This window comes from Neobacillus sp. CF12, from assembly GCF_030348765.1.
In the GTDB taxonomy this organism is placed as follows: Bacteria; Bacillota; Bacilli; order Bacillales; family Cytobacillaceae; genus Neobacillus.
Genome location: NZ_JAUCEU010000007.1, coordinates 5,816,418 through 5,840,020 on the forward strand (window position 1 = coordinate 5,816,418; position 23,603 = coordinate 5,840,020).

Consider the following 23,603-nt stretch of genomic DNA (forward strand, 5'->3'; position numbering starts at 1 on the left):
AAAGAGCGTGCAGAAATGGGATTTGGGTCAATGCAGGAAGGCTGGAGTGACCGAAAAGCATGTAGAAATGGGACTTGAGTCAATGCAGGTAGGCTGGAGTGACCAAAGAGCGTGCAGAAATGGGATTTGGGTCAATGCAGGTAGGCTGGAGTGCCCGAAGAGCATGTAGATAATGCATTTGGGTCAATATGGCAGGAGCCTGGAAATCTCTATAGTGACCGAAACCGAACTTAAAGCAAGATACCGGTCACTATGAATAGGTAATTAATCAATGTTATTTCTTCGCCTTCAATACTTCTAACACCGGTTCAAATGCCTGTATCGATTTTGTTTGAAAATAATTTTTAAACGGGTCCCCTTGCTTTCGTATTCGATTTAAGGCATTCTCCATCGTAAAGTCAACTGGATTCAATTTTTCAGTAATTTCATCCCAGTAAAGGGGCGTAGCCACCCCTGCATGGTCATTCCCCCTCATGGAATATGGGGCCACAATCGTTTTTCCTTCACTATGCTGGACATAATCAACATAAAGCCTGTTTCCGCGATTTTTCTTCATTCGTTCAATAGTAAAAGAATCTGGATCCTTTGAAATCAAATAATCAGCAATGAAGCTTGTAAATAAACGTGTATCTTCAAAGGAAAACACGTCCTCAGGCAGCGGTAAGTAGATTTGCAATCCTTTATTTCCAGAAGTTTTAACAAATCCAATTAAATTCAGTTGATCAAGAACCTCTTTTATCAACAGCGTTGCTTTAACAGCCAAGTGAAACTCATCCTTTGATGGAGGGTCTAAATCGAACACAATTTCACTGGCACCCTTACTGTGAATGGTTTGAAAGGGTATGTGGTATTCAATTGCTAACTGATTTCCGAGCCAAATCAACGTTTTTAAATTGTTGCAAACGATATAGTCTATTCCTTCATCTTGATGTGTCTGGACAAACTCTGGTGCATAATCTGGACAATTCTTTTGATAAAATGGATCGCCAAACATTCCATGCGGATAACGAATAACCGTTAAGATCCGATTTTCTAGAAAAGGGAGCATATAGGGAGATATTTCCCTTAAGTACAAAATGAAATCTGCCTTTTGGATATCATGATTCTTCCAGAGCGGCTTATCAGGGTGGGTAATCTCCAAATCCTCTGGTAGGTTTTTTTGCTTAAAGATAAATTGCTCGTATGTACATTCGTCCGGCTTTAAGTCAAAGCGAAAGGCGTGGAAATGAGGTTCTCTCAACTGGTTATCGTAAAGTTCTAGATACTTAACCTCAATACAAATAGCCGGCTCAACATAGATAAATTGACTATCTTCACTAACCATATTTTGCTTAATGGTACTTTGCAGTGCTGACTTTTCATCCGGCTTAAAACCAAAAAGGACCTGGCCAATTCCATGGATGTTCCCTCCTTTATACACTCCTACATAAAAGTACCCATTGGTTTTTTCAAATGCAGTAATAAAGCAAGAAACAAATTTCCAATTTTTGTATTTTAACCATTGTAAGGATCTCTTCCCTTCCTCCCAAAGGCTGTTTTTATGCTTTGCAATGATCCCTTCTCCATCATGAAGCACGACGTGTTCCCATACCTCACTAAAATCCGGGTATGCCTCTACAAGCTGTAGTAGATTTTCGCTATAGGGGTCTGCTTCAATGGGGAGATTAAGTTTATTAAATAACCTAATTAGCTCTTCCTTACGTTTTTCAAACATAGTTAAATGCATCGGTTTTCCAGCCAAGATAAGAATATCAAAAACCATAAGTCGACAAGGTGATTTAACTGCTTGTTCAGCAATTTTTTTGGCTGCTTTCATTCTACCGCGAACCTGAATGGTCGAAAAATTGGCCTTAAATGGACTTTCAAGAAAGACAAGCTCACCATCAAGACGAAGGGGAAGAAATGGTTGAAATAATTCCTCCTGGGACTCGAGGTATTCCTTGATTTCTGGGAACTGAGAGAGTAATGGTTTATCATTCCTACTGGTTAACGTTATCCCATGCTTATCCCAATTTAAAACAGCTCGAAACCCATCATATTTAACCTCGTACAGCCAATCAGGTTGAGGGGTAAGATCAAAGGTTAGTGTTGGCAGCATCGGTTTCATAGGTGTAGTTCCTTTCTTTTCTTTATATTTTGTTACAAACCACTATAAATCATCCTTTACCAAATGTTTTTAGGAATTACTTTAAAGAGATAACCCAAAATAATAACAAAAAGAATGGAGAATTACACGATGCATACGATGTGGAAAGGCAGCATTAGTTTTGGGTTGGTGAATATACCGATTAAGCTTCATACAGCGACTGAAGATAAAGACATAAAACTAAGGACCTTGCATAATAAATGCCATGCTCCAATTAAGTATGAGAAAATTTGCACTGTGTGTGAAGAGGAAGTAAAGCCAGAGGACATCGTCAAGGCATACGAGTATACAAAAGGGAAATTTGTGGTTCTAGACCATGATGAACTCGAAAAACTCCGGAAGGAAAACGAAGACAAGGCAGTAGAAATCATTGATTTTGTCAAAATGGAAGAAATTGACCCGATTTATTTTGACCGAAGTTATTTTATGTCCCCCAATGAAGGTGGAGGAAAAGCCTATTCCTTATTACGAAAAGCTCTTCAAGAATCTAAAAAAGTGGGAATCGCAAAAATTATTATCCGGTCAAAAGAACAAATGGCGGTGATTCGTGTATATGACAATACGTTGGTAATGGAAACGATCCATTATCCAGATGAGGTGCGCCGGGCCTCAGATGTTCCTAATGTTCCAGCAGACGATAAAGTTACAGAAAAAGAATTGGATACAGCGATTATGTTAATTGATCAATTAACTTCAGGATTTGAGCCTGAAAAGTATACGGATGAATACCGTACTGCCTTACTCGAGTTAATTGAATCAAAACGAACTGGTCAAGAAACGGTTACCCCAACAGCAAAAGAAACCCCTTCGAATGTCACAGATTTAATGGCTGCACTACAAGCGTCTATTGATAGGACGAAGCCAAAAGGTGAAGTGGCTGGAAGAAAAGAACCAGCTTTAAAGAAGGAAACTGCTATCAAGAAAGAAACGGTAACAAAGAAGGATACGATAGCCAAAAAGCCAGCGGCACCAAGAAAAAAAGCAGCACCAAAAGTAAAAAAAGAAGCATAAGGAAGAAACCGATTCGAGGAACTCGAGTCGGTTTTTTTTAGTAATTAGCCTTATGACCGATAGTACTTTCAATCCAGTACATGGCATATTATTATGGAAGAATTAAAATTTGAAGATGTGCGGGGGAGAGGCAATGGCTTACAATGTGCTTTTGTTTGCGGATCCTGGAGTTGATGATTCTTTTGCGATAATGTATGCACTATTAAATCCAGGTTTAAATATTGTCGGTATTGTTAGTGGGTACGGAAATACACCTAAAGAGCAATCGGTAAAGAATACTGCGTATTTACTCAGTTTAGCAGGCAGAGAGGATATTCCCATTATTGCTGGTGCTGCTGGACCTTTATCTGGTGAACCAGTCCAATTTTATCCCGAGATACATGGACCAGAAGGTCTAGGACCAATCAAGCCACCTGATACATTACAAGATGTAAAGGTACATGACTTTAATAAAATCCTTGAAATTGTTAATGAGTATAAAGGGAACCTAATCATTGTCAATGTTGGAAGATTAACCGAGTTAGCACTCATGTTCATTTTATATGGTGACAATGCTTTAAAGGATGTAATCGCGTTTTACATTATGGGCGGCGCGTTTTTAGTACCAGGGAATATTACCGCTGAAGCAGAAGCAAACTTCTATTCTGACCCGATTGCAGCAAGGATCGTCATGGAAAAAGCACATAATGTTTTTTTATATCCCCTTAATATTACGAATAAAGCGCTCATTACACCAGAAGTTATCGATTTCCTTGACGAGAACAGTCCTACACCATTTAGACCTTTAATTAAACCTTCCTTTGATTACTACTTTAAGGCCTATCAAAAAAATATACCAGGTATTAAAGGAGCACCGCTGCATGATGTTATCCCATTAATGGCGATAACGAATCCTGAAATTGTGAAATACATTCCGAAAAGAGTGAAAGTGGAGGAATTTGGAAATGCAAAAGGAAAAAGTATCGCTGATTTTCGTCCAAAACCAGATCCAGAGCCATCCCAAACCTTAGATTATATCGGTATGGAAGCTGACATTCACAAGTTTGTCAGAAACTTTATGGATGCATTTTTACAGGGGGATTTTGGAAAAAAATAATTTTTTTATATTTATTTATAGTAGCTTGTTAGTATGCTATACTATAAAATTAATTGACTTATAGAGAATAAAAGGGTATGATAAAGGTACGCTTTTAGTTCGTGTAAATATTTATTGGTTTAAGTAGTCGTAACTGCACGGAATGTGGGTGATGTCTATTACCCAGTAGTGCATTGCGGCTTTTTGATTTTTTAAATGGTTATGACTTAAAGTGAAACAAATCTTTGGGGGTACTACTCATGAATAACGGTAAAGTAAAATGGTTTAATGCAGAAAAAGGTTTTGGATTTATCGAAGCTGACGGTGGTCAAGATGTATTCGTACACTTCTCTGCTATCCAATCAGAAGGCTTCAAAACTTTAGAAGAAGGTCAATCAGTTTCTTTCGAAATCGTTGAAGGCGCTCGTGGACCACAAGCTTCTAACGTAAAAGCTGTTTAATTCATTAAAAAATAAAAAGGTGGTGCGTTGATAAGGCATCACCTTTTTATCTTTATAAAGATGATTTTTGCCTTTTTAACTTAATCAAAGTATTAAGAAACAGTTTTGCAAAAAGAACAAGGGGTGATCATTTTGGCGTTTGGTAGAAGAAATGATGAAGAAGTTAAGCTAGAAGAAACTAAAATTTGGGAATGTAATTCAGAGAATTGTAAATGCTGGATTCGTGACAATTTTAAGAGCACTGAAGTGCCCCTCTGTCCAATATGCAAAAGTGAAATGAGTCTAAGCACAAAAGAGCTGCAGGTAATTCATAATCATAGTAAAAATTTCATGTAAAAAACAAAAAGCAGGGGAAAATTCCTCTGCTTTTTGTTATGAATTAATGTTTTCCTTACAATAATTAAATACTAACAATTCCTCATCTTCTTCCAACTCAAAATCTAAAACCTTTTCACTTCCTCTTTCATAAAGATGATAGTTAGAGATTCTAGGTCCATTGTCATCGACTACAAAAAGTACTCTTATCCCAATTCCTTTATCTGAATAGAGTTCATCCTCTTCCTCTACATCCAGTTCAAGAAAAAATTCATAGCGGTCACCGCTTAATAAACCAAATGGATCTACAAGTTTCTCAACTGTATGACCAGTAATATTCAATTAAATCATCCTTTGCAAAATAATCTTCCTTTATATTATATACATATTTCGTGCTTAATTAGAAATAAATGACACGATTCGATTTAATTTGTTATCAAAATATGGATAATTTTTATGAATTAAATGTGAACACTCTGAAATTTAATATTTATTTAATAACTTTAAAGTAAAATTGAAGTATAAGGAGCACGAGATATATTGTTGGCGAAAATTGCACTTTATATTTGTGAATAATTTCACAATAAATGATAGAGGAGGCATTTATCAATGTCTAAAGACAGCCCTGTTAAGAATTTATTGGCTAATAAAATGCAGCGTAGAACATTTTTGAAATGGTCGGGAGCACTTGGTGTTCCAGTTATCGCTGGTGGTGTGGGTACTAAATTGTTAATAGATAAGCAAAAAGAAGACAATGTAGCAAGTGCAAGCGAGTGGGATAAAGTCGTTTCGACGTGCAGTATTAATAACTGTGGAGGACGCTGTGTCATTAAGGCATATGTTAAGGATGGAGTAGTAGTACGGGTAGCGACAGACACGACTGTTAGCGGAGATCCTTCAATTCCACCACTTAGAGCGTGTGTTCGTGGGCGAAACTATCGGAACTTATTGTATCATCCAGACCGCCTTAAGTATCCGATGAAACGTGTCGGCAAACGTGGTGAAGGAAAATTTGAAAGGATTTCATGGGAGGAAGCGATTGAAACCATTGCCTCAGAAATAAAACGAATTGGTGAAACATATGGTCCGGAGTCAAGATATGTTAATTACGCCTCTGGACAGAGCTGGGGACTTCATGGCGGCAGGAACTCGGCAAGGAAGGTATTAGCACTCACCGGCGGTTACTTGAACTATCGAAATGACTATAGTTCTGGGGCAGGGAATGTTGCAACGCCTTATACGTATGGAACAAACAATTCGGGCAGTAGTTTTGATTCCTTATTACATTCTAAATACATAATCCTTTGGGGACAAAATCCATCTGAGATGATTTTCTCGACACCGTATCGTGATTATTTAATGCAAGCAAAGAAAAACGGAGCAAAAATTATCTTAATTGACCCTCGTTATACAGATACTGCCATTGCATTCGCTGATGAGTGGATCCCCATTAAGCCAACAACAGATAATGCGATGATGGATGCAATGGGGTATGTGATAATAACTGAAAAATTACATGATCAAGAATTCCTTGATAAGTACTGTGTTGGCTTTGATGGTGACCATATGCCTGAAGGGGCAGCGAAGGAAGAATCTGTGAAAAGTTATCTATTGGGTGAAAAAGATGGGGTGGCTAAAACACCTGAGTGGGCAGAAAAGATTTGTGGGGTCCCAGCTGAAAAAATCCGTGAAATTGCTAGAAACTACGCAACAATAAAGCCTGCAGCACTTATTCAAGGCTGGGCTGCACAAAGGCAGGCATATGGTGAGCAATTTATGCGCGGTGGTGCTCAACTTGCATGTATTACAGGAAATGTTGGCAAACTGGGTGGTTGGGCAGCAGGAACGGGCTATTGGAGCAGGGCGGATATTGTTTATCCATTTAAAGTGGAAAACCCAGTAGAGTCTTCCATCCCATGCTTCTTATGGACAAAAGCAGTCGAACATGGCACCGAGATGACTGAAGCAGATGGACTACAAGGAACGGATAAACTTACAACGAATATCAAAATGATTTTTAATATGGCAGGCAATATGCTCGTTAACCAACATTCTGATATTAATAAAACAACTAGCCTTTTAGAAGATGAAAGCAAAGTGGAATTCATTTGTGTCAGTGATCTTTTTATGACTCCAAGTGCTAAATATGCGGATATCCTTCTACCTGGAACAACCTTTTTTGAACGCTATGATATTGGGGTGCCTTGGTGTTTTGGTGATTACGTCGTTTTTGGTGATAAAACAATTGATCCACTTTATGAATGTCGCAATGAATATGATGTTTTTACTGAGGTGGCAGATAAGTTAGGGGTCAAGGAACAATTTACTGAGGGTAGAACGATTCTCGATTTGGTCAAAGAAAGCGTTGAACGAACACGGACAGAGCTCGATCCACACTTCCCGACATTTGAGGAATTTTGTGAGAAAGGTGTCCACCATTTTAAATTCGATGAACCTCTAGTTGGATTTAAGGCTCAAATAGATGATCTAGAGAACAACCCTTTTGAAACACCCTCAGGCAAAATTGAATTATTCTCCAAGACACTTTGGGATCTGAATCAGCATGGGGAGATTCCAGCGATTGCAAAATATATATCTTCATGGGAAGGTCCAGAAGATCCACTAATCGAGAAGTTTCCATTACAGTTGATTAGTTGGCATTATAAGCGAAGATGCCATTCAACCTACGATAATATGCCTTGGATGGAGGAAGCGGCAAAGCAAGAAATGTGGTTGAATCCTAAAGATGCCGAGAAGCGCGGGATTAAGGATGGAGATAGGGTTCAAGTATTTAATGATCGAGGAAGCTTAGTAATTGATGTGAAGGTGACAACACGGATTACTCCAGGGGTTGCAGGAATTCCTCAAGGTGCCTGGTATACTCCTGACAAAGCGGGTACGGACCAAAGGGGGTCAGTAAACGTGTTAACGTCACAGCGGCCGACACCATTAGCAAAATCAAATCCCCAATTAACGAATCTTGTTGAAGTGAAAAAAGCATAAGGAGTGACTATCTTGGGTCAAATAGGGTTTTATATCAATCAAAGTATCTGCCAAGGTTGTAAGGCTTGCAGTGTGGCTTGTAAAGATAAAAATAATACAGAAGTAGGGATAAACTTTCGCAGGGTTTATACGAAAGAAGAAGGTTCTTATATGCAGCAGCCTAATGGCGGAATACTTCATAATGTTAAGTCGTACTACTTTTCGATTGCCTGTAATCATTGTAAACAACCTGCTTGTCTAAAAAGCTGTCCAACTGGTGCGATTGTAAAACGGGAGGAAGATGGAATAGTTAGTATCGATCAGGAGATTTGTGCCGGTGCACAATTATGTGTAAGTGCATGCCCTTACGGTGGACCGCAATATAACAAAGAAACATTTAAATCAAACAAATGTAATTTTTGTATGGATCTCCAGGAAAAAGGAGAAGATCCTGTTTGTGTCGCAACTTGTCCATTGGGAGCAATTGAATTTGGTCCAATCGAAGAACTTAGAAAAAGATACGGAAGTATTAGCCAAATTAAGGGAATGCCAAGCCCGGCTATTACTAATCCAAACATTGTCATAACGCCTCATCGCGACGCAAAGATAGGTTAAAAAAGACTTCAATAAATGAGTTGGTGATTAGAGATGTCTATCCTCGTAAATTGGCTAGAGAGCCTGCATGAAGAAATGAAAGTTTCCGCTAAATGTGTTAGAGAGCGAAACAGGAAGTCAGAATGCAGCTACTGTAAGGAAAAGTGTGAGCACGAAGCAATTATAGTAATGGAAAATCACCTCATCATTGATGCAAATAAGTGTACGATGTGTGGTGAGTGTATGATTGCTTGTCCATTGTCTGCTATAGAGGGTATAGTAAGTAATCGGGTTTTTGATGGTGGAAGTTTAGTCTTTGACCTGAATTATGTGCCGTCAATAAAAGAATTACTAATTTATAAAAAAAGAGGGATGGCATCCATTCAAATTTCACACCAACCATTAAACGAAGAATGGAAAACTGTGATATCCCAATCAAATAACCATTTAATAGTGCTGGAAGAAAATCCAATTGAAGTTGTCCCAAAGAACAAGGATGAAATGTTATCTAGAAGAGCTTTCTTTGGCTCCTTTCAAAAGGAAGGAAAACAACTAGCAAAAGGTTTGGCACCTGCAGCTTGGAAGATTGAGAGCGATGATTGGAAGTTAACGAAGTACTACCCAGACTATCAATTTTACTCTGTTGGTTTAAAAAAGGAGCAATGTACACTCTGTCAGACATGCTTTACAATTTGTCCTGAAAACGTATTTACTATCAAGGGCAGTACGTTATCGATCGAAAATGAAAAATGTGTGGACTGTACAAATTGTGCAGTTGTTTGCCCGGAAAATGCGATTGAGATTATACCTGATATTAAAAGAAAAGGCGATAATCTAGAAAATGTTCACCTGAAGGCTTGCATAGATTGTGGCCATACCTTCTACACCTTTGATTATGAAAAAGAGCAATGTCATGTTTGTGTTAATCGTGATCCTAATTGGTTAAGTCCCTATTAGAAAAAATCATCTTATCACCATCATAGAATATGTTTCATTTGGATAAATTATAGCCATCTTAATGAGTGGTGGTGAGAATAGTGACGAAACGAAATATTAAGACAAAATCTGGTCTTCAAACAGCAAAGAGTTTAACGAATTCCGAATTTGCCAATGAAATGACACCTCAAAACAAAAAGGCAAAAAAGGAAAAGCCTCGCACATAATATAGACCAATTAATGAAAGCGCTGGGAATTCCCAGCGCTTATTTCTAGCTTTGACTTTTAGCTCCTGGTTTTATTGCAATCAAAGCAACGAATGCAGCAATGATACTGAGTCCGCTAAGCGTAATGAAAATCCAATAAGTAGCTTGTTTCATTAACAGTGCAATAATCGGAGGGCCGGCTGCGACTCCGATAAATCTCATCGAACTGTAGATGGAAGAGATGGTCCCGCGCTCTTCCTTTTCAATACCTGCAGTAATTAAGGCATCAAGACATGGAAGTCCAATACCTATACCTACGCCTGCTATTAAAAACATGCTAAGCATAAACCAAAGTTTTATCGAGAACCATAGCGCCAAAATCGCTAGTGCTGATGCAATGATACCGCCGAAAATAAGCCATTTCATTAGGACTTTATTTTCCTTAATCACCTTTCCGGCAATAAAGGAAGATAAACAAAGCGCCCCGAGAGGTAACGCCAAAAATAGCCCTTTTTTAATATCCTTTATTCCATACTTGGTTTCAAAAATTTCTGATAGATAAAATAAGATACCAAAAAGAATTAACATCAGGATGCCGCCAATAAAAAAGATAGCGTATAACCATTTTCCTTTTTCTGTAAAGGTTTTCTTTACATTTATGAAAAATTGTTTAAATGGAACTGGTTTTGATGGTTCCGGACACTTAACGAGAAGCATGACCATGATGACTGAAATCGTACAAAATACCGGAAAGGAAAAAAATGGTAAAAACCAGATAAATCCGGCTAACACTGCGCCTAAAATCGGGCTTAGAACCTTTCCAAACGTATTGGATGTTTCAATTAAACCAAGACAGCTGCTAACCTCATCATCATTTTTGAACATGTCACCAACCAAAGGAAGCACAATTGGGGCAGCACCAGCTGCTCCTACTCCTTGAAGGGCACGACCTACTAATATCAGCCAATAAGCATTATCCAGCTTCCAAGCTGCCCACCCGGATAATAAACCGCCAAGTCCAGCTATGATGAGACTTGGAATGATTACTTTTTTTCTACCGATATGGTCAGATAGGTAGCCAGCGACCGGGATCAAGAAGATTGCAACAATCGAATATACAGTAATGACCATACTCGTTTGAAAGGAGGATATTGATAATTTTTTTTCCATTGAGGGAAGTACAGGAATTAACATGGAATTCCCTAAGGTCATCACCAACGGAATGGATGAAAGTGAGAGTATCGCCCACTTTTGTTTAGATACTTCATCTGATTTTTTCTTCTTTCCAGCTGAAGAGGTTTTTTTACTCACAGCCTCTGAACTCGGGCATAACTTTTCAATATGATCCATTATTCTTCTATCCCGCCTTCAAAATGATGTGCTAACGTTAATATTGACATCTTCATTTCAAATTAATTATAAATAAAAATCCTTTAAATGGAATAAAGAAAACCTTTTAAAATTGAATTTTCTAAAAATTAATGTTGACAATGGTTTTAAAAGTGTATAATATAAAAATCAATAATAGAAGGCATTGATGAAGAGTAGTAACTTTTACGGATTCTTTTAGAGAGCTGATGGTTGGTGGAAATCAGTGTAGACGTATTAGTGAATGGACTTCGGAGCTACCAAACCGAACCTCCTATAGGGTCAGTAGGCTTTGGCGAAATCCTCATCGTTAAAAGAGGCAGATATTCAAGTATACTATTGCTTCGATATCGGTAAAGTGAGCCGATTTTTGGCTAATGAAGGTGGCACCACGGGTCTTCCGTCCTTTTTGGATGGAGGGCCCTGTTTGTTTTTAACCAAATAAATGAAATCGTTGAACAAGAGGAGTACACTTATTTAATTCTTTTTAGAGAGTCGGGGATGGTGAGAGCCCGGTAAGAATGGATTTGTGGAATGGACTTGTGAGAGGTTGCCTGAACCTTAGTAGGGCAACACGGAGTTCCGCCGTTAAAAGGATAGGATATCAGACTTTCAAAGTTTGCGTATCTGAAAGAGGAAGCCGTTTAACGCGGCTTCAAATGGAGGTGGCACCACGGTTTCTAGAATCGTCCTCTATATGCATAAAGGCTATTTATGCATATAGAGGACGATTTTTTTTATTTATTTACGAAGGGATGTATGGCACATGAAAACGAAAAATGCTTTTCTACTAAAGAAATTAAAGGGGGATACATTCACTCCTATTTCCATTTTGCAGAAAATTAGCGGTGATAAAAAATTCTTATTGGAAAGTTCACATAAATACCATGACTCAGGGCGCTATTCATTAATTGGTTCTGACCCTGCTTTTGAACTTATCTCCACAGGGGATACAAATGAAATACGATATCGAAATGGTGAAAAAAAGGTTATTAAAGGTAATCCATTAGAAATAATGAAAACTTTGCTCCCAAAAATTGATGAAGCACCTTTTCCGTTTATTGGAGGAGCAGTCGGGTATGTTGGTTATGACATCATCCGTCAATTTGAACTCATTGGAGAAGAATTTCCAAATGGATTAGAAATGCCCGACGTTCATTTAATGTTTTATGAGGAAGTAATTGTTTTTGATCATCTTGAAGAAAAAATTACGATTTGCGGCCTTTCGCTTACAGAGGATCAAGATAGTGAACTACTTGAAAAAAGGCTGGAACAAAGAATGGAAGAGCTAAAGCGGCCTGAGATTTACCGAGAAGATACCCCTTTCCAATTTGCAGGTTTCCAGTCGGAAACATCAAAAGAAGAATTTATTGAAAATGTAGACATTGCCAAAGAGCATATAAAAGCAGGTGATATTTTTCAGGTGGTCCTTTCAAGAAGAATGAAGTCTTCATTCCATGGTTCACCCTTATCACTTTATCGCAAGCACCGTGCACATAACCCAACTCCATATATGTTTTATATTGATTTCGATGGATACACCGTAATTGGTTCTTCTCCAGAGAGCCTAATAAAAACAAGAGGTTCACAGGTGTTCGCGAATCCTATCGCTGGTACAAAAAGAAGAGGGAAGACAGCAGAAGAGGATTCTCTGATTGAAAAAGAATTGAAAAGTGACGAAAAGGAATTAGCAGAGCATAAAATGCTTGTCGACCTTGGTCGTAATGATCTAGGCAGGGTTTGTGAATTTGGGTCTGTCACAGTCGATAAATACATGCAGATTGAAAAGTTCCGACATGTCATCCATCTTGTCTCAGAAGTAAGTGGAACGTTAACAGAAGAACATAGCAATCTTGATGCCCTTGCGGCTTGCCTGCCAGCTGGAACTGTCTCCGGGGCACCGAAAATAAGGGCGATGGAAATTATAAATAAATTAGAAAAATCTAAACGAGGACTTTATTCCGGTGCAATTGGTTATTTATCAGCCAACGGAAATATTGATTTTGCCTTAGCAATTCGCACGATGATTTTGAAAGATGGCACTGCTTATATTCAGGCAGGTGCAGGAATTGTCCATGACTCTAATCCAGAGTCAGAATATGAAGAAACCATAAATAAATTAAAAGCCTTTTTGGAGGGAGAGCAATGATTCTATTAATTGATAATTTTGACTCTTTTACATTCAACCTTTACCAGTACTTAGGTGAATTAGGAGAAACGGTAACGGTTTTTAGAAATAATCAACTTACTATTAAGCAAATAAAGGAAATGAATCCAAAGGCAATCATCCTATCACCAGGACCAGGGAAACCAGAAGATGCTGGTATTTGTATCGAAGTGATTCAAAATTTATATCAGGAAATTCCTATACTTGGTATCTGTTTAGGACATCAAGCAATTGGTGCCGCATTTGGCAGTGAAATAAGGAGAGCAAATTTTATTAAACATGGAAAAACATCGCAAATCACACATAACGGCAACGGAATCTTTACTTATTTGACATCTCCATTAGAGGTAATGCGCTATCATTCCTTAGTAGTGGATAAGGATACACTTTCATCCGATTTGGAATGTGTGGCGCAGTCACTTGATGACCAAGTGGTAATGGCTATTAAACATCGATATTATCCAGTATTCGGACTACAGTTTCACCCTGAATCAATCGGTACACCTTATGGCAAGCAAATGCTCCAAAATTTCTTAACTGAAATAGAAGGGAAGATGAGGAATGAAGAAATTATTACTCCAATTAGCTGAAGGTGAATCTTTTTCTGAGCCACAAATGATGGAGGCAATGGACTTATTACTAGGGGAAGAAATTTCAGAAAGTGAAATTGCTGCCTTCTTAATGGGGTTAAAGTCAAAAGGAGAAACAGTGGAAGAAATCACCGGCATCGTTAAAGGTCTAAAGGAGAACACGCTTCCCTTTCAAAAAAGATTCCCCAATGTTCTAGATAATTGTGGCACAGGCGGGGACGGCTCTTCGAGTTTTAATGTTAGTACCACCTCAGCCTTTGTAATTGCTGGTGCTGGCATCCCTGTGGCAAAACATGGAAACAGGAGCATATCAAGTAAGACTGGTAGTGCGGATGTTCTCGAATATTTGGGAATTAACTTAAATTTATCTGTTGAACGAACTGAAGAGATACTCGATGAGCTTGGCATTGCATTCTTATTCGCACCTCATGTACATCCAAAACTTAAGAAGGTAATGACGGTAAGAAGACAACTGAAGATCCCAACGATTTTCAACTTTATAGGTCCGTTAACCAATCCTATCGATTTAGATTATCAATTACTGGGTGTCTATCGTAGGGACTTACTTCCAGTGTTTGCGGAAGTCTTACAAAATCTTGGGCGCAAGCGGGCAGTAGTGATCAACGGTGCAGGCTTTATGGATGAGGCTTCGTTGCAAGGAGAGAACTATCTCACACTAGTAGAAGATGGTGTTATATCCAGCCAAAGTTTTGTACCTGACGAAGTGGGACTTCCGCAATATGATAACAGTGCTATAAAGGGTGGAGATTCCAAAGAAAATGCAGTGATTCTAAAAAGCGTCCTCTTAGGTGAAAAGGGTGCATGCCGAGATACAGTCCTATTGAATGCAGGTATTGGAATTTATACAAGCGGGAGAGCAGAAAACATTGCCGATGGTATTAACATCGCTAGGGAAGTTATTGACTCAGGCGCTGCCTATGAAAAATTACAAGGCTTAATTAAAATGACACGAAAAGGACAAAGAGAGGCGATATAAAGTGGAAACCATATTAGACCGTATCATTCATGAAAAACGTATAGAGGTCAAAAAACTTCGCGAAGGAAATTTAATAAAAATAGAAGCCAAGCCTAAAAGATCTTTTATCGAAAAATTACAGAATGCTAAAGAAATAGCCATTATCTCCGAATTTAAACGAGCTTCTCCGTCGAAAGGTATTATCAATAATGGAGTGGAACCGGCAGAGCAGGCAGCACAATATGAGCAAGCAGGTGCCTCTGCGATATCGGTTCTAACCGATTCAACCTTTTTTAAAGGCTCATTCGCGGATTTACGAGCTGTGAGAGAGGTGGTAGATTTGCCTATCCTCTGCAAGGATTTTATTATTGATAGCTGCCAAATTGACATGGCGGCAGGAAGTGGAGCGGATTTAATTTTATTAATTGTAGCAGCTTTAGATGAAGATACCCTAAGCAAATTGTATCAATATGCGAGAAGCTTAGATATAGAGGTGTTAGTGGAAGTTCATAATCAAAATGAATTAGAAAAGGCACTCAAATTAGGAGCCCAACTAATTGGCGTAAATAATCGTGATTTGAAGACTTTCGAAGTTTCACTAGAGGCAACGGAAGATTTGGCAAAATCCATCAAGGGTGCAGGTGCCTTCCTTATCAGTGAAAGTGGAATACACCACAAAGCAGATGTAGAGAGGGTAAGAAGTGCAGGCGCCAATGCTATTTTGGTTGGAGAAGCTCTCATGAAGAGTCCAAACTTATCTAAATCCTTTGATGATTTCAAGTTGCCACTATGCTTGCGCGATGAAAAAATGAAGGTAAAAATTTGTGGAATTACAGACCTTACCGCCGCTTTAGCCGCAGTTGATTATGGTGCAGACGCCATTGGTTTTGTATTTGCAGAAAGCAAACGCAAGATTGATGTAACTAAGGCAAAGGACATTGCTTTACATCTCCCAAAAGAGGTGTTTAAGGTTGGTGTTTTTGTTAATGAATCCAAAGAAAAGATAGAGGAAATAGCTTCGAGTGTTGGCCTAACGCACGTCCAATTACATGGTGATGAAACTCCAGCATTTTGTGATTCATTATCGTTTCCGATAATTAAAGCGATAAGTATACACGACGAGCAGAGTTTGAAAACAATAGAGAATTATTCTTGCGAATACATCCTGCTCGATGGGCCAAAAGGGAAATACAGAGGCGGAAATGGTTTATCGTTTGATTGGAAAAGCATAACTGCAAAGGATCTAAAGGGTAAAAAAGTTATCCTCGCTGGCGGACTGCATGAAGATAATGTGGAAGAAGCGATAAAGCAGATTCAACCATTTATGGTCGATGTAAGCAGTGGTGTGGAAACAGATGGAAAAAAGGATCTGGACAAAATCCAATCATTTATTAATAAGGCTAAAGGGAGCCAAACAGGAGGAGCAGGACATGAAAACATATACACTGCCAAATGAAAAAGGGCAATTTGGTATTTATGGGGGAAGATTTGTACCAGAAACACTTATGAAAGCTGTTCTTGAACTGGATGAAGCCTATAAAATTGCGAAAGAGGACCCAAGTTTCCAAGCAGAAATTAATGAGTACCTTTCGGAATATGTAGGAAGGGAGACACCTCTTTATTTTGCAAAAAATCTCACAAAATACGCTGGCGGTGCACAAATTTATCTTAAAAGAGAGGATCTGAATCATACGGGTGCTCACAAAATTAATAATGCAATTGGTCAGGCCTTGTTAGCTGTGAGAATGGGTAAAAGGAAAATTGTGGCAGAAACCGGAGCTGGACAACATGGTGTTGCAACGGCAACAGTTTGTGCCTTACTAAATCTTGAATGCATTATCTTTATGGGAGAGGAAGATATCAAACGTCAGGCCCTAAATGTGTTCCGCATGGAGCTTCTAGGAGCAAAGGTTGTTAGTGTGACCTCAGGCAGCTCAACCCTAAAGGATGCGGTAAATGAAGCTTTACGCTACTGGGTTGAACATGTGGAGGATACACATTATCTTTTAGGTTCTGTTATGGGACCACATCCATTTCCAGTCATGGTAAGGGATTTCCAAAGTGTCATTGGCAAAGAAACGAAAAAACAGTTTTTGGCAAAAGAAGGGAAACTTCCAGACGTCGTAGTTGCATGTATTGGTGGTGGCAGCAATGCCATTGGAATGTTCCATCCATTTATTGAGGATAAAGAGGTCAGCCTTTATGGTGTAGAAGCAGCAGGGCAAGGAACAGATACAAATTTCCATGCAGCTTCACTTACAAAAGGAAGACCAGGGGTTCTACATGGAGCACTAATGTATTTATTACAGGACAATGATGGACAAATCATTGAAGCACATTCCATTTCAGCTGGGCTGGATTATCCTGGCGTAGGGCCAGAACATAGCTATTTGAAAGACAGTGGAAGAGCGAAATATCGCTCGATAACTGATAAAGAAGCTCTTGAAGCCTTTCAGCTATTATCAAAACTAGAAGGCATCATACCTGCTCTTGAAAGTGCCCATGCCGTAAGTTTTGCTGTTAAACTTGCTGCTGAAATGAAGGAAACAGAGCATATTGTTATTTGTTTGTCTGGTCGTGGTGATAAAGACGTAACAGCTGTTAAAGAGGTATTAGGAAGGGAGAGGTCATAATGAATAGAATTGAACAATCATTTGGAGTCTTAAATGAACAGAATCGGAAGGCTTTCATTCCCTATATTATGGCGGGAGACGGAGGACTGAATGTCCTAGCTGATCGTCTTATTACTTTGGAACAATATGGCGCAACACTCATTGAAGTAGGGGTTCCTTTTTCTGATCCTGTTGCGGATGGTCCGACCATTCAAGAGGCAGGTATTAGAGCTCTTCAAAATGGAACCTCATTAAAAGGGATAATTTCAGAGATTGCAAAGGCAAGAAATAAAGTTTCTGTTCCTATAGTACTTATGACCTACCTTAATCCAATCTATTCATATGGAATTACTGCATTTGCTAACGATATTGCAAAGGCCGGAGTAGACGGCTGTATTATTCCTGATCTCCCGATTGAAGAAGAAGACTTGTTGACAGCAGAACTTTCAGAGGTTGGCGTTGAATTAATTCGGCTTGTAACGTTAACGTCTCCTAAGGAGCGAATTAAAGAAATTGCGAGTAGAGGAAGGGGCTTTTTATATACTGTTACCGTAAAAGGGATAACGGGGACGAGGAAAGAATTTGATCTAGAAGTGGTAGAATTTTTAAAGAAGGTGAAGGAAGTTAGCCCCATACCCGTTGTGGCTGGGTTTGGAATTTCAAACGAAAAACAAATTCAAGATTTAATCCCGCATTGTGATGGTGTTATTGTCGGAAGTAAAATTGTCGATTTATTCCATAAAAGCGATTTAACTGGTTTAGAAAGCTTTATGTCTGTTCTTAAGCCAGAAAAAAACATTAGGTAAGGAAAAAAATCTGCTCGCTGCGAGTGGATTTTTTTTTCAACCAGTGTCATTTGTTACAGCAGCACGAAAATTTATTTACTATAATTTTGTTAACAGATAAAGGTTGGGTAGTTAGGATGAGGAATGTATGATGAAGGTAAAGGAAACAATCAACTCATTAATTGCAGGTATTGATGGTTTTTCCGGTATCTGCTATAAGGTGCACGTTGATTTTTTTAGGAATACATTTACTGTCTTTGAATGGAGAAACAAAGATGTTATACACCCATTTAGCAATCTAGGGAGTATATCTATCGGAAGTGTTGAGGATTTTAAAAAAGATATCTATTCCATGAGAATTTGGGAATGGGAACCCTCTTATCGTAAGGAAGAAGGGATTATTCTTGAGGGGAAATATTGGTCAATAAAAGTGAATACTAAAGACAAAGTTTATGAGAGTGAAGGAATTGAATGTTTTCCACCAGATTGGAATTCATTTTGTCTTGCCGTTGAAAATTTAACAGGTATACCCTTCCGATAAAACAATTCCTATCCAATTGGCAGGAATGTCTTCTTGATACCCTCGTATATCTCTTATATAATTAGACTATACTTTTACTGAATTCTTTCAAATTAACTGTATGAGGGATTTCCCTTAATTTATTAGATAATAAACTTCCAATCTTGGAAGTTTTGTTTGTTTTAACAAATAGTTCATACCAATTGATAGAAAAAAGAGGTGTTATTCTATATGAGGGATATTACAGTTGAGGAATTACAAACGATAAAGAATCCTATCATCATTGATATCCGCTCACCTATTGAGTTTAAGGATGGTGCAATTCCAGACGCAATTAACATTCCTTTGTTTACTGATGAAGAGCGAGAGATTATCGGAACTATCTATAAACATGAAGGACAAGCTACAGCAAAGTGGAAAGCAATGGAGTTTGTTTCACCAAAGATTCCAGCCCTCCTAAATCAAATTAAAGAAGCCATGACAAATGGAGAAGATTTAGTGATTCATTGTTGGCGTGGTGGAATGCGAAGTAAAGCAGTAGTAACATTCCTAGAATTCGCAGGTATTTATGCGATGCGGCTATCCGGCGGCTATAAGGCATACCGACAATATATTCTTCAGCAAATCCCAACGATGTTTCCAGAAAAGGCAATTGTATTGCATGGATTAACCGGAGTAGGGAAGACAGAAGTATTAAAAAATTTAAAACTACGTGGTTATCCAACTCTAGATCTTGAAGAAATGGCTGCACATCGAGGCTCCATTTTTGGTACGATTGGGCTTGGTGAGGGCAATAACCAAAAGACCTTTGATTCACTTTTGTATAAAGGACTTCAAGAAATTCAAGGATCTTCTCATTTTATTATGGAAGCGGAAAGTAAACGGATTGGGAAAGTTGTTCAGCCTGAAGAAATGATGGATAAAAAAATGAAGGGCATTAATATCTATATTCATACCCCTTTAAAACAAAGAGTTAAACAACTAGTAAATGAATATGTCATACCTTTTCAAAATGAACCGTGGTATCACGAGCAGATCTCGATTGGAATGGAAAAAATTCTAAGAAGGATAAAAGATATTGAGATGAAAAAGGCATTAGTTCATAAGGTAGAAAATAAGGAATACCAAGAAATGATTGGTATTTTATTAGAATATTATTACGATCCACGCTATGACCATGCTACTCTTGAATATGATGGAATGTTCATTGACATTTATGCTGATGATTCTATGGATGCAAGTATGAAGGTAATGGCTGAAATTGATAAGCTTTTATTAAAAAAGAAAAAGGTTTATGAAGGCCAGATATAAAGCCAGTATTGGGAAAACTTCTTGTAAATTCATTAAATTGCAACGAATGAACGAAAATTCTAAATAATTCCACAACTATTTCTTCCTATGACAGATTATAATAGAAGTATAATCTATAATAGAAAGGAAGCTTTGTAATGAGAGAGTCAAGAATTTACCATCACCGCTTAGTTGATTGTCAGGAACATGTTGCCTTTACAACGGTAGATGGTATTGACGTGTTCAAAGGAAGTCCTGCCATCCAAACGTGCCTAAATTGTGGTCACAGTGAATTACCAAGCGAGGTAAAAGAAAATATAGACTCGTCCATCCATGAAAAAAGAAAAAAACCACTGGTTACAACAAAACTTTTTGAGCTAACTAAGGGTTTCTTATAACGATTTAAACCTTGAGGCCGGACTCTGGCCTTTTATTTTTTTGCATAAAAAAACCGCCAGAGTTGGCGGTTCTTAATACATGTCGAAAGCTTATCGATTTTTAAATGGCCTCAATCCACGACGTTTTATTTCATCTTTTAAAATCTTTATCCATTCTTTTTCCTTTCCAGATTTTAAAGCATCCCGATACGTTACAACCAACAGCTCGTTACTCATTATTTTCAACTTTGCAAGCCTCCCTCGGAATAGTGGATTGAATATTCAGTTTTTACTATTGTAATCGTTTTCTAATCATTTGAGAACCTTTTTCACATATTTGTCATACTTAAAACACAAAATCCTTCAAAAGTTCTAAGGAAAATTTAGTTGCACTAGAGTGGAACGTTTGATTATACTTAGGAATAGTTATTTAACGGAAAGGAAAGGTGTAAGAATGATTCATTTAACATGGCGTGAACGTGAAACAGTAAAAAAGGTAAAATGTGTTCATACGGATGCAAAAAAATACATTGTAAATAACGCATTAACTGCTGGAAAAACTTATGATGTTAAAAATGAAACGGATGAGTTCTATTATATTATTGACAATACCGGCAAGATTGGCGGGTTTTACAAAGAATATTTTCAAAATGTAGACTGATGGGCCATGCCTGCAGTCTCTTTTTTTAATTAAATTACGGGGGAATAAGGTTATGCAGATGTGGAATGAGCTTTTTGAGTTAAGAGGGGAAATGGTCAGATTAGTACCAATTAGTTTCGACCATTTAGAGGGATTATGGGAGGCAGCTAGACCTGATGAAATATGGACCTATATGGCTACTACTGTAAGAAGTAAAGAAGAAATGGTGCAGATGATAGCTTCTTCTATTCAGAAAAGAGAACTGGGTACAGACTATACATTTACAGTAGTTAATCAGGAGGACCAAATCATTGGAAGTACTCGGTACCTTGATATTTTACCTGAACATAGGAGCTTAGAAATTGGGTCGACTTGGTATCATCCCGATTCCTGGAGAACTAGAGTAAACACTGAATGTAAATACCTGCTTCTACAACATGCATTTGAAAGTTGGAACTTTAGAAGAATTCAACTTAAAACAGATTCCCGAAACCTCCGTTCTCAGAAAGCGATTGAACGAATAGGGGCTGTCAAGGAGGGAACGTTGCGGAAGGATCGAAAAATATCTGGCGGCTATGTTCGTGATACAGTTTACTTTAGTATCCTTAATGAGGAATGGGAAACAGTAAAAAAGGAATTAGAAATAAAATTGAGTTTAAAATAAACCAAAGCCAGGCACTTAAAGCCTGGCTGATTTTCATGAATTTATTTTGCGTCTGGAAATACACGTCGAATCGTGTTGGAAAAGTCTTGTTGGAAGTTGTCATTACTATTTCCATTCCGACTATCCCTAACATACGTATTCATGCGTTTATAGAATGCCTGATTTGTTGAAATGTAGACATTGTCAATTTGGTCATCTGATGATTTAACTTTCCGAAAGATTTTATGCTCCAACTCTTCTGATAAACCATTTTGATTTGAATTCTTCAGTTTAACAGCCACATAAGCATTGTTATCAGCGACAATAATAGTAGCTTTGTCTACCTGGGGCATTGCAGTTACCTTTTGGGCTGCGTAGTCGGCTACTTGTATTCTGGCTCTAGTGGTACCAGTGTTATTAACATTAGCAGCACCATGGTTAACTTTACGGTTTTGTTCCACATCCAAGCCAGGATCACTAATGTCATTGGTGGTCATAGCTGGCCCACCTTGTTTTGGAGTATAATTTACACGTGCAAGATCGGCACCATTTTGATTCCGATGTGCAAATTCATTATTACCATTATTTTGAGCACATCCTGTTAATACAAGGCTTAATATAAGCGAAGGAAAAAAAAGATTACGTTTTTTCATCAATATGTACTCTCCTTTGTCGAACGTATTCATGGTTAGGATTCCATATTCTTAAAAATCTATCCAATAAAAAAGAAGCATTGGGGTTCCAATGCTTCTTTTCACTCCTATTAATTCGTACTTGCTTGCATTTCTGTTTTTTTAGCTTTTTGATAAACTTTTCTGCTTAACCATGTTTGCAGTATTAAAAACAAACCGCCTACTGCCCAATAAAGCGGCAGTGCTGCAGGAGAACTGAAAGAGAAGACTACAATCATGAGTGGTGACAATAGCCCCATGAATTTCATTTGCTGCTGCTGTGCCGCTGGCATACTAGACTGCGAAACTTTAAATTGGAAATAATAAATTACACCTGCAATGAGGGTAATGATGATATCAGGGTGTCCGAGACTAAACCATAAGAATTGGTGAGTCGCAATCTCTTCAGAACCACGAATCGCATAATAAAAGCCCGTTAGGATTGGCATTTGAATTAATATAGGTAAACATCCCATATTCAATGGATTTACGCCATGCTTCTGATAAAGTCCCATCATTTCCTGCTGTAGTTCTTGCTTCTTTTTTGGATCACTTTCTTCTTTTAATCTCTTTTGGATGTCTTCCATTTCTGGCTTTAAGCCATCCATCTTTTCTTTCATGTCCATTTGATTTTTATATTGTTTTAGCATAAATGGCAGTAAAATAAGTCTGATGATAAGAGTAACGAGAATTATGGACAATCCATAGTTGCCATTGAATAGCTCCGCTAAAAAGTGAATAGATACAATAAAGGGTTCAACAAAATACGTATGGAAAAATCCATCTCCTTTTCCATCTGCAGCTGAACAGGCTGATAGTAAAATGGTGGTTAATGCTAATAGTAAAAGTATCGAAAAAGAACGTTTGTTTTTCATATTTCCTCCTAGTATTGTTTAAGTTGTTTAAATTGCCAAACGGGAGGAGGAAATAGGATCTTCATTATCGTTCTGTGAACATTCTTTTCTACGAATATATTTTACTATTCGAATTAGTATAATATTTTGATTAAGTGAGCTTTTCTTTTTATATAAAAACAATGGGTGATTGATTTTTGTATGTGTAGGTTCGCTTATGGTTCCCATAAAGCAATATTCCACATTCCATGCCCAAAGTAATTTGATAATAACACCGAAGTATAAACTTAAGTAAAGAGCCTCTAATGCGTTTGCATCAGTTAATTCAATGAGCACTTGGTACAAAAATAATCACCTCGCTTTTGCCTGCTATAGTTTTGAGTA

Annotated in this window: 26 protein-coding genes and 2 other annotated features; of the genes, 19 read left to right on the top strand and 7 right to left on the bottom strand. The window is 38.0% G+C overall.

The features are described 5' to 3' along the window. Window positions 1-274 precede the first annotated feature (274 nt). Window positions 275-2,107: a DNA ligase D gene (locus QUG14_RS28055; protein WP_289343740.1), complete on the bottom strand. Its 1,833-nt coding sequence runs from the start codon at window positions 2,105-2,107 to the stop codon at window positions 275-277. A gap of 129 nt (window positions 2,108-2,236) precedes the next feature. Here QUG14_RS28055 and ku point away from each other — a divergent pair, with 129 nt between their 5' ends. The 4 genes from ku to QUG14_RS28075 all read left to right on the top strand — a co-directional run bounded on the left by ku (window position 2,237) and on the right by QUG14_RS28075 (window position 5,029). Then, window positions 2,237-3,157, top strand: a complete 921-nt coding sequence (ku, locus tag QUG14_RS28060) for a non-homologous end joining protein Ku (RefSeq protein ID WP_289343741.1) — start codon at window positions 2,237-2,239, stop codon at window positions 3,155-3,157. Window positions 3,158-3,290: 133 nt separating this feature from the next. Then, entirely contained in the window at window positions 3,291-4,253 is a 963-nt protein-coding gene (locus QUG14_RS28065; RefSeq protein ID WP_289343742.1) for a nucleoside hydrolase, read from the top strand. A gap of 239 nt (window positions 4,254-4,492) precedes the next feature. After that, complete coding sequence (locus QUG14_RS28070) at window positions 4,493-4,693, top strand: cold-shock protein (protein WP_132094519.1); 201 nt, start codon at window positions 4,493-4,495, stop codon at window positions 4,691-4,693. A 132-nt stretch (window positions 4,694-4,825) separates the two neighbouring features. Next, window positions 4,826-5,029, top strand: coding sequence for a cold-shock protein (locus QUG14_RS28075; RefSeq protein WP_289343743.1), 204 nt, complete (start codon window positions 4,826-4,828; stop codon window positions 5,027-5,029). 36 nt (window positions 5,030-5,065) lie between these two features. Here QUG14_RS28075 and QUG14_RS28080 read toward each other — a convergent pair whose 3' ends face one another. Beyond that, window positions 5,066-5,350: a DUF6509 family protein gene (locus QUG14_RS28080; protein WP_289343744.1), complete on the bottom strand. Its 285-nt coding sequence runs from the start codon at window positions 5,348-5,350 to the stop codon at window positions 5,066-5,068. Between the two features lie 267 nt (window positions 5,351-5,617). Here QUG14_RS28080 and QUG14_RS28085 point away from each other — a divergent pair, with 267 nt between their 5' ends. The 4 genes from QUG14_RS28085 to QUG14_RS28100 all read left to right on the top strand — a co-directional run bounded on the left by QUG14_RS28085 (window position 5,618) and on the right by QUG14_RS28100 (window position 9,747). Beyond that, window positions 5,618-8,011: a DMSO/selenate family reductase complex A subunit gene (locus QUG14_RS28085; RefSeq protein ID WP_289343745.1), complete on the top strand. Its 2,394-nt coding sequence runs from the start codon at window positions 5,618-5,620 to the stop codon at window positions 8,009-8,011. Between the two features lie 3 nt (window positions 8,012-8,014). Continuing rightward, window positions 8,015-8,605 (top strand): DMSO/selenate family reductase complex B subunit, encoded by a 591-nt coding sequence (locus QUG14_RS28090; RefSeq protein ID WP_353961096.1) that lies wholly within the window; start codon window positions 8,015-8,017, stop codon window positions 8,603-8,605. A 33-nt stretch (window positions 8,606-8,638) separates the two neighbouring features. Continuing rightward, on the top strand, window positions 8,639-9,541 hold the full coding sequence (locus tag QUG14_RS28095) for a 4Fe-4S binding protein (RefSeq protein ID WP_289343747.1): 903 nt from the start codon (window positions 8,639-8,641) through the stop codon (window positions 9,539-9,541). A gap of 80 nt (window positions 9,542-9,621) precedes the next feature. After that, the gene (locus tag QUG14_RS28100) at window positions 9,622-9,747 is read left to right on the top strand and encodes a hypothetical protein (protein WP_289343748.1); all 126 of its coding nucleotides are present in this window, start codon (window positions 9,622-9,624) and stop codon (window positions 9,745-9,747) included. 45 nt (window positions 9,748-9,792) lie between these two features. Here the strand turns inward: QUG14_RS28100 and bcbE are convergent, their stop codons facing one another. Next, window positions 9,793-11,076, bottom strand: a complete 1,284-nt coding sequence (gene bcbE, locus QUG14_RS28105; RefSeq protein WP_289343749.1) for a bacillibactin exporter BcbE — start codon at window positions 11,074-11,076, stop codon at window positions 9,793-9,795. 175 nt (window positions 11,077-11,251) lie between these two features. Then, window positions 11,252-11,505 (top strand) — a binding site (T-box leader). 34 nt (window positions 11,506-11,539) lie between these two features. Beyond that, window positions 11,540-11,791: a binding site (T-box leader), on the top strand. A 69-nt stretch (window positions 11,792-11,860) separates the two neighbouring features. Here bcbE and trpE point away from each other — a divergent pair. From trpE to QUG14_RS28150, 9 genes are all read left to right on the top strand, one after another. Further along, entirely contained in the window at window positions 11,861-13,243 is a 1,383-nt protein-coding gene (gene trpE / locus QUG14_RS28110) for an anthranilate synthase component I (protein WP_289343750.1), read from the top strand. After that, window positions 13,240-13,851: an anthranilate synthase component II gene (locus QUG14_RS28115; protein WP_289343751.1), complete on the top strand. Its 612-nt coding sequence runs from the start codon at window positions 13,240-13,242 to the stop codon at window positions 13,849-13,851. Before trpE ends, QUG14_RS28115 begins: the two co-directional genes overlap by 4 nt. After that, entirely contained in the window at window positions 13,823-14,848 is a 1,026-nt protein-coding gene (trpD, locus tag QUG14_RS28120) for an anthranilate phosphoribosyltransferase (RefSeq protein ID WP_289343752.1), read from the top strand. The genes QUG14_RS28115 and trpD overlap by 29 nt, the downstream gene beginning before the upstream one ends. Window position 14,849: 1 nt before the next feature. Continuing rightward, complete coding sequence (trpCF, locus tag QUG14_RS28125; protein WP_289343753.1) at window positions 14,850-16,283, top strand: bifunctional indole-3-glycerol-phosphate synthase TrpC/phosphoribosylanthranilate isomerase TrpF; 1,434 nt, start codon at window positions 14,850-14,852, stop codon at window positions 16,281-16,283. Continuing rightward, the gene (trpB, locus tag QUG14_RS28130) at window positions 16,258-17,460 is read left to right on the top strand and encodes a tryptophan synthase subunit beta (RefSeq protein WP_289343754.1); all 1,203 of its coding nucleotides are present in this window, start codon (window positions 16,258-16,260) and stop codon (window positions 17,458-17,460) included. The genes trpCF and trpB overlap by 26 nt, the downstream gene beginning before the upstream one ends. After that, the gene (trpA, locus tag QUG14_RS28135) at window positions 17,460-18,245 is read left to right on the top strand and encodes a tryptophan synthase subunit alpha (RefSeq protein ID WP_289343755.1); all 786 of its coding nucleotides are present in this window, start codon (window positions 17,460-17,462) and stop codon (window positions 18,243-18,245) included. Before trpB ends, trpA begins: the two co-directional genes overlap by 1 nt. A gap of 127 nt (window positions 18,246-18,372) precedes the next feature. After that, window positions 18,373-18,765: a hypothetical protein gene (locus QUG14_RS28140; RefSeq protein WP_289343756.1), complete on the top strand. Its 393-nt coding sequence runs from the start codon at window positions 18,373-18,375 to the stop codon at window positions 18,763-18,765. Between the two features lie 210 nt (window positions 18,766-18,975). After that, on the top strand, window positions 18,976-20,055 hold the full coding sequence (gene mnmH / locus QUG14_RS28145) for a tRNA 2-selenouridine(34) synthase MnmH (protein WP_289343757.1): 1,080 nt from the start codon (window positions 18,976-18,978) through the stop codon (window positions 20,053-20,055). 137 nt (window positions 20,056-20,192) lie between these two features. Then, window positions 20,193-20,432: a hypothetical protein gene (locus QUG14_RS28150; protein WP_289343758.1), complete on the top strand. Its 240-nt coding sequence runs from the start codon at window positions 20,193-20,195 to the stop codon at window positions 20,430-20,432. A gap of 90 nt (window positions 20,433-20,522) precedes the next feature. Here the strand turns inward: QUG14_RS28150 and sda are convergent, their stop codons facing one another. Continuing rightward, the gene (gene sda, locus QUG14_RS28155) at window positions 20,523-20,648 is read right to left on the bottom strand and encodes a sporulation histidine kinase inhibitor Sda (protein WP_370576429.1); all 126 of its coding nucleotides are present in this window, start codon (window positions 20,646-20,648) and stop codon (window positions 20,523-20,525) included. Between the two features lie 217 nt (window positions 20,649-20,865). Here sda and QUG14_RS28160 point away from each other — a divergent pair, with 217 nt between their 5' ends. Both QUG14_RS28160 and QUG14_RS28165 read left to right on the top strand, forming a co-directional pair. Further along, window positions 20,866-21,072, top strand: a complete 207-nt coding sequence (locus tag QUG14_RS28160; RefSeq protein ID WP_289343759.1) for a DUF6501 family protein — start codon at window positions 20,866-20,868, stop codon at window positions 21,070-21,072. A 52-nt stretch (window positions 21,073-21,124) separates the two neighbouring features. After that, window positions 21,125-21,715 (top strand): GNAT family N-acetyltransferase, encoded by a 591-nt coding sequence (locus QUG14_RS28165; RefSeq protein WP_289343760.1) that lies wholly within the window; start codon window positions 21,125-21,127, stop codon window positions 21,713-21,715. A 41-nt stretch (window positions 21,716-21,756) separates the two neighbouring features. On the opposite strand, the gene QUG14_RS28170 is transcribed toward QUG14_RS28165, so the two are convergent. The 3 genes from QUG14_RS28170 to QUG14_RS28180 all read right to left on the bottom strand — a co-directional run bounded on the left by QUG14_RS28170 (window position 21,757) and on the right by QUG14_RS28180 (window position 23,564). Continuing rightward, complete coding sequence (locus QUG14_RS28170; RefSeq protein ID WP_289344262.1) at window positions 21,757-22,347, bottom strand: YhcN/YlaJ family sporulation lipoprotein; 591 nt, start codon at window positions 22,345-22,347, stop codon at window positions 21,757-21,759. Window positions 22,348-22,457: 110 nt separating this feature from the next. Then, window positions 22,458-23,240, bottom strand: coding sequence for a membrane protein insertase YidC (gene yidC, locus QUG14_RS28175; protein ID WP_289343761.1), 783 nt, complete (start codon window positions 23,238-23,240; stop codon window positions 22,458-22,460). A gap of 27 nt (window positions 23,241-23,267) precedes the next feature. Next, window positions 23,268-23,564, bottom strand: coding sequence for a hypothetical protein (locus tag QUG14_RS28180; RefSeq protein ID WP_289343762.1), 297 nt, complete (start codon window positions 23,562-23,564; stop codon window positions 23,268-23,270). Window positions 23,565-23,603: the final 39 nt, after the last annotated feature.

Bases quoted from the DNA above. Each gene is read 5' to 3' on its own strand.
- QUG14_RS28085 (WP_289343745.1), top strand. From the start codon at position 5,618: ATGTCTAAAGACAGCCCTGTTAAGAATTTATTGGCTAATAAAATGCAG.
- bcbE (WP_289343749.1), bottom strand. From the start codon at position 11,076: ATGGATCATATTGAAAAGTTATGCCCGAGTTCAGAGGCTGTGAGTAAA.
- ku (WP_289343741.1), top strand. From the start codon at position 2,237: ATGCATACGATGTGGAAAGGCAGCATTAGTTTTGGGTTGGTGAATATA.
- QUG14_RS28140 (WP_289343756.1), top strand. From the start codon at position 18,373: ATGATGAAGGTAAAGGAAACAATCAACTCATTAATTGCAGGTATTGAT.
- QUG14_RS28065 (WP_289343742.1), top strand. From the start codon at position 3,291: ATGGCTTACAATGTGCTTTTGTTTGCGGATCCTGGAGTTGATGATTCT.
- QUG14_RS28095 (WP_289343747.1), top strand. From the start codon at position 8,639: ATGTCTATCCTCGTAAATTGGCTAGAGAGCCTGCATGAAGAAATGAAA.
- trpA (WP_289343755.1), top strand. From the start codon at position 17,460: ATGAATAGAATTGAACAATCATTTGGAGTCTTAAATGAACAGAATCGG.
- trpD (WP_289343752.1), top strand. From the start codon at position 13,823: ATGAAGAAATTATTACTCCAATTAGCTGAAGGTGAATCTTTTTCTGAG.
- QUG14_RS28115 (WP_289343751.1), top strand. From the start codon at position 13,240: ATGATTCTATTAATTGATAATTTTGACTCTTTTACATTCAACCTTTAC.
- trpE (WP_289343750.1), top strand. From the start codon at position 11,861: ATGAAAACGAAAAATGCTTTTCTACTAAAGAAATTAAAGGGGGATACA.
- QUG14_RS28055 (WP_289343740.1), bottom strand. From the start codon at position 2,107: ATGAAACCGATGCTGCCAACACTAACCTTTGATCTTACCCCTCAACCT.
- trpB (WP_289343754.1), top strand. From the start codon at position 16,258: ATGAAAACATATACACTGCCAAATGAAAAAGGGCAATTTGGTATTTAT.
- QUG14_RS28165 (WP_289343760.1), top strand. From the start codon at position 21,125: ATGCAGATGTGGAATGAGCTTTTTGAGTTAAGAGGGGAAATGGTCAGA.
- QUG14_RS28070 (WP_132094519.1), top strand. From the start codon at position 4,493: ATGAATAACGGTAAAGTAAAATGGTTTAATGCAGAAAAAGGTTTTGGA.
- QUG14_RS28150 (WP_289343758.1), top strand. From the start codon at position 20,193: ATGAGAGAGTCAAGAATTTACCATCACCGCTTAGTTGATTGTCAGGAA.
- QUG14_RS28170 (WP_289344262.1), bottom strand. From the start codon at position 22,347: ATGAAAAAACGTAATCTTTTTTTTCCTTCGCTTATATTAAGCCTTGTA.
- mnmH (WP_289343757.1), top strand. From the start codon at position 18,976: ATGAGGGATATTACAGTTGAGGAATTACAAACGATAAAGAATCCTATC.
- QUG14_RS28160 (WP_289343759.1), top strand. From the start codon at position 20,866: ATGATTCATTTAACATGGCGTGAACGTGAAACAGTAAAAAAGGTAAAA.
- sda (WP_370576429.1), bottom strand. From the start codon at position 20,648: ATGAGTAACGAGCTGTTGGTTGTAACGTATCGGGATGCTTTAAAATCT.
- yidC (WP_289343761.1), bottom strand. From the start codon at position 23,240: ATGAAAAACAAACGTTCTTTTTCGATACTTTTACTATTAGCATTAACC.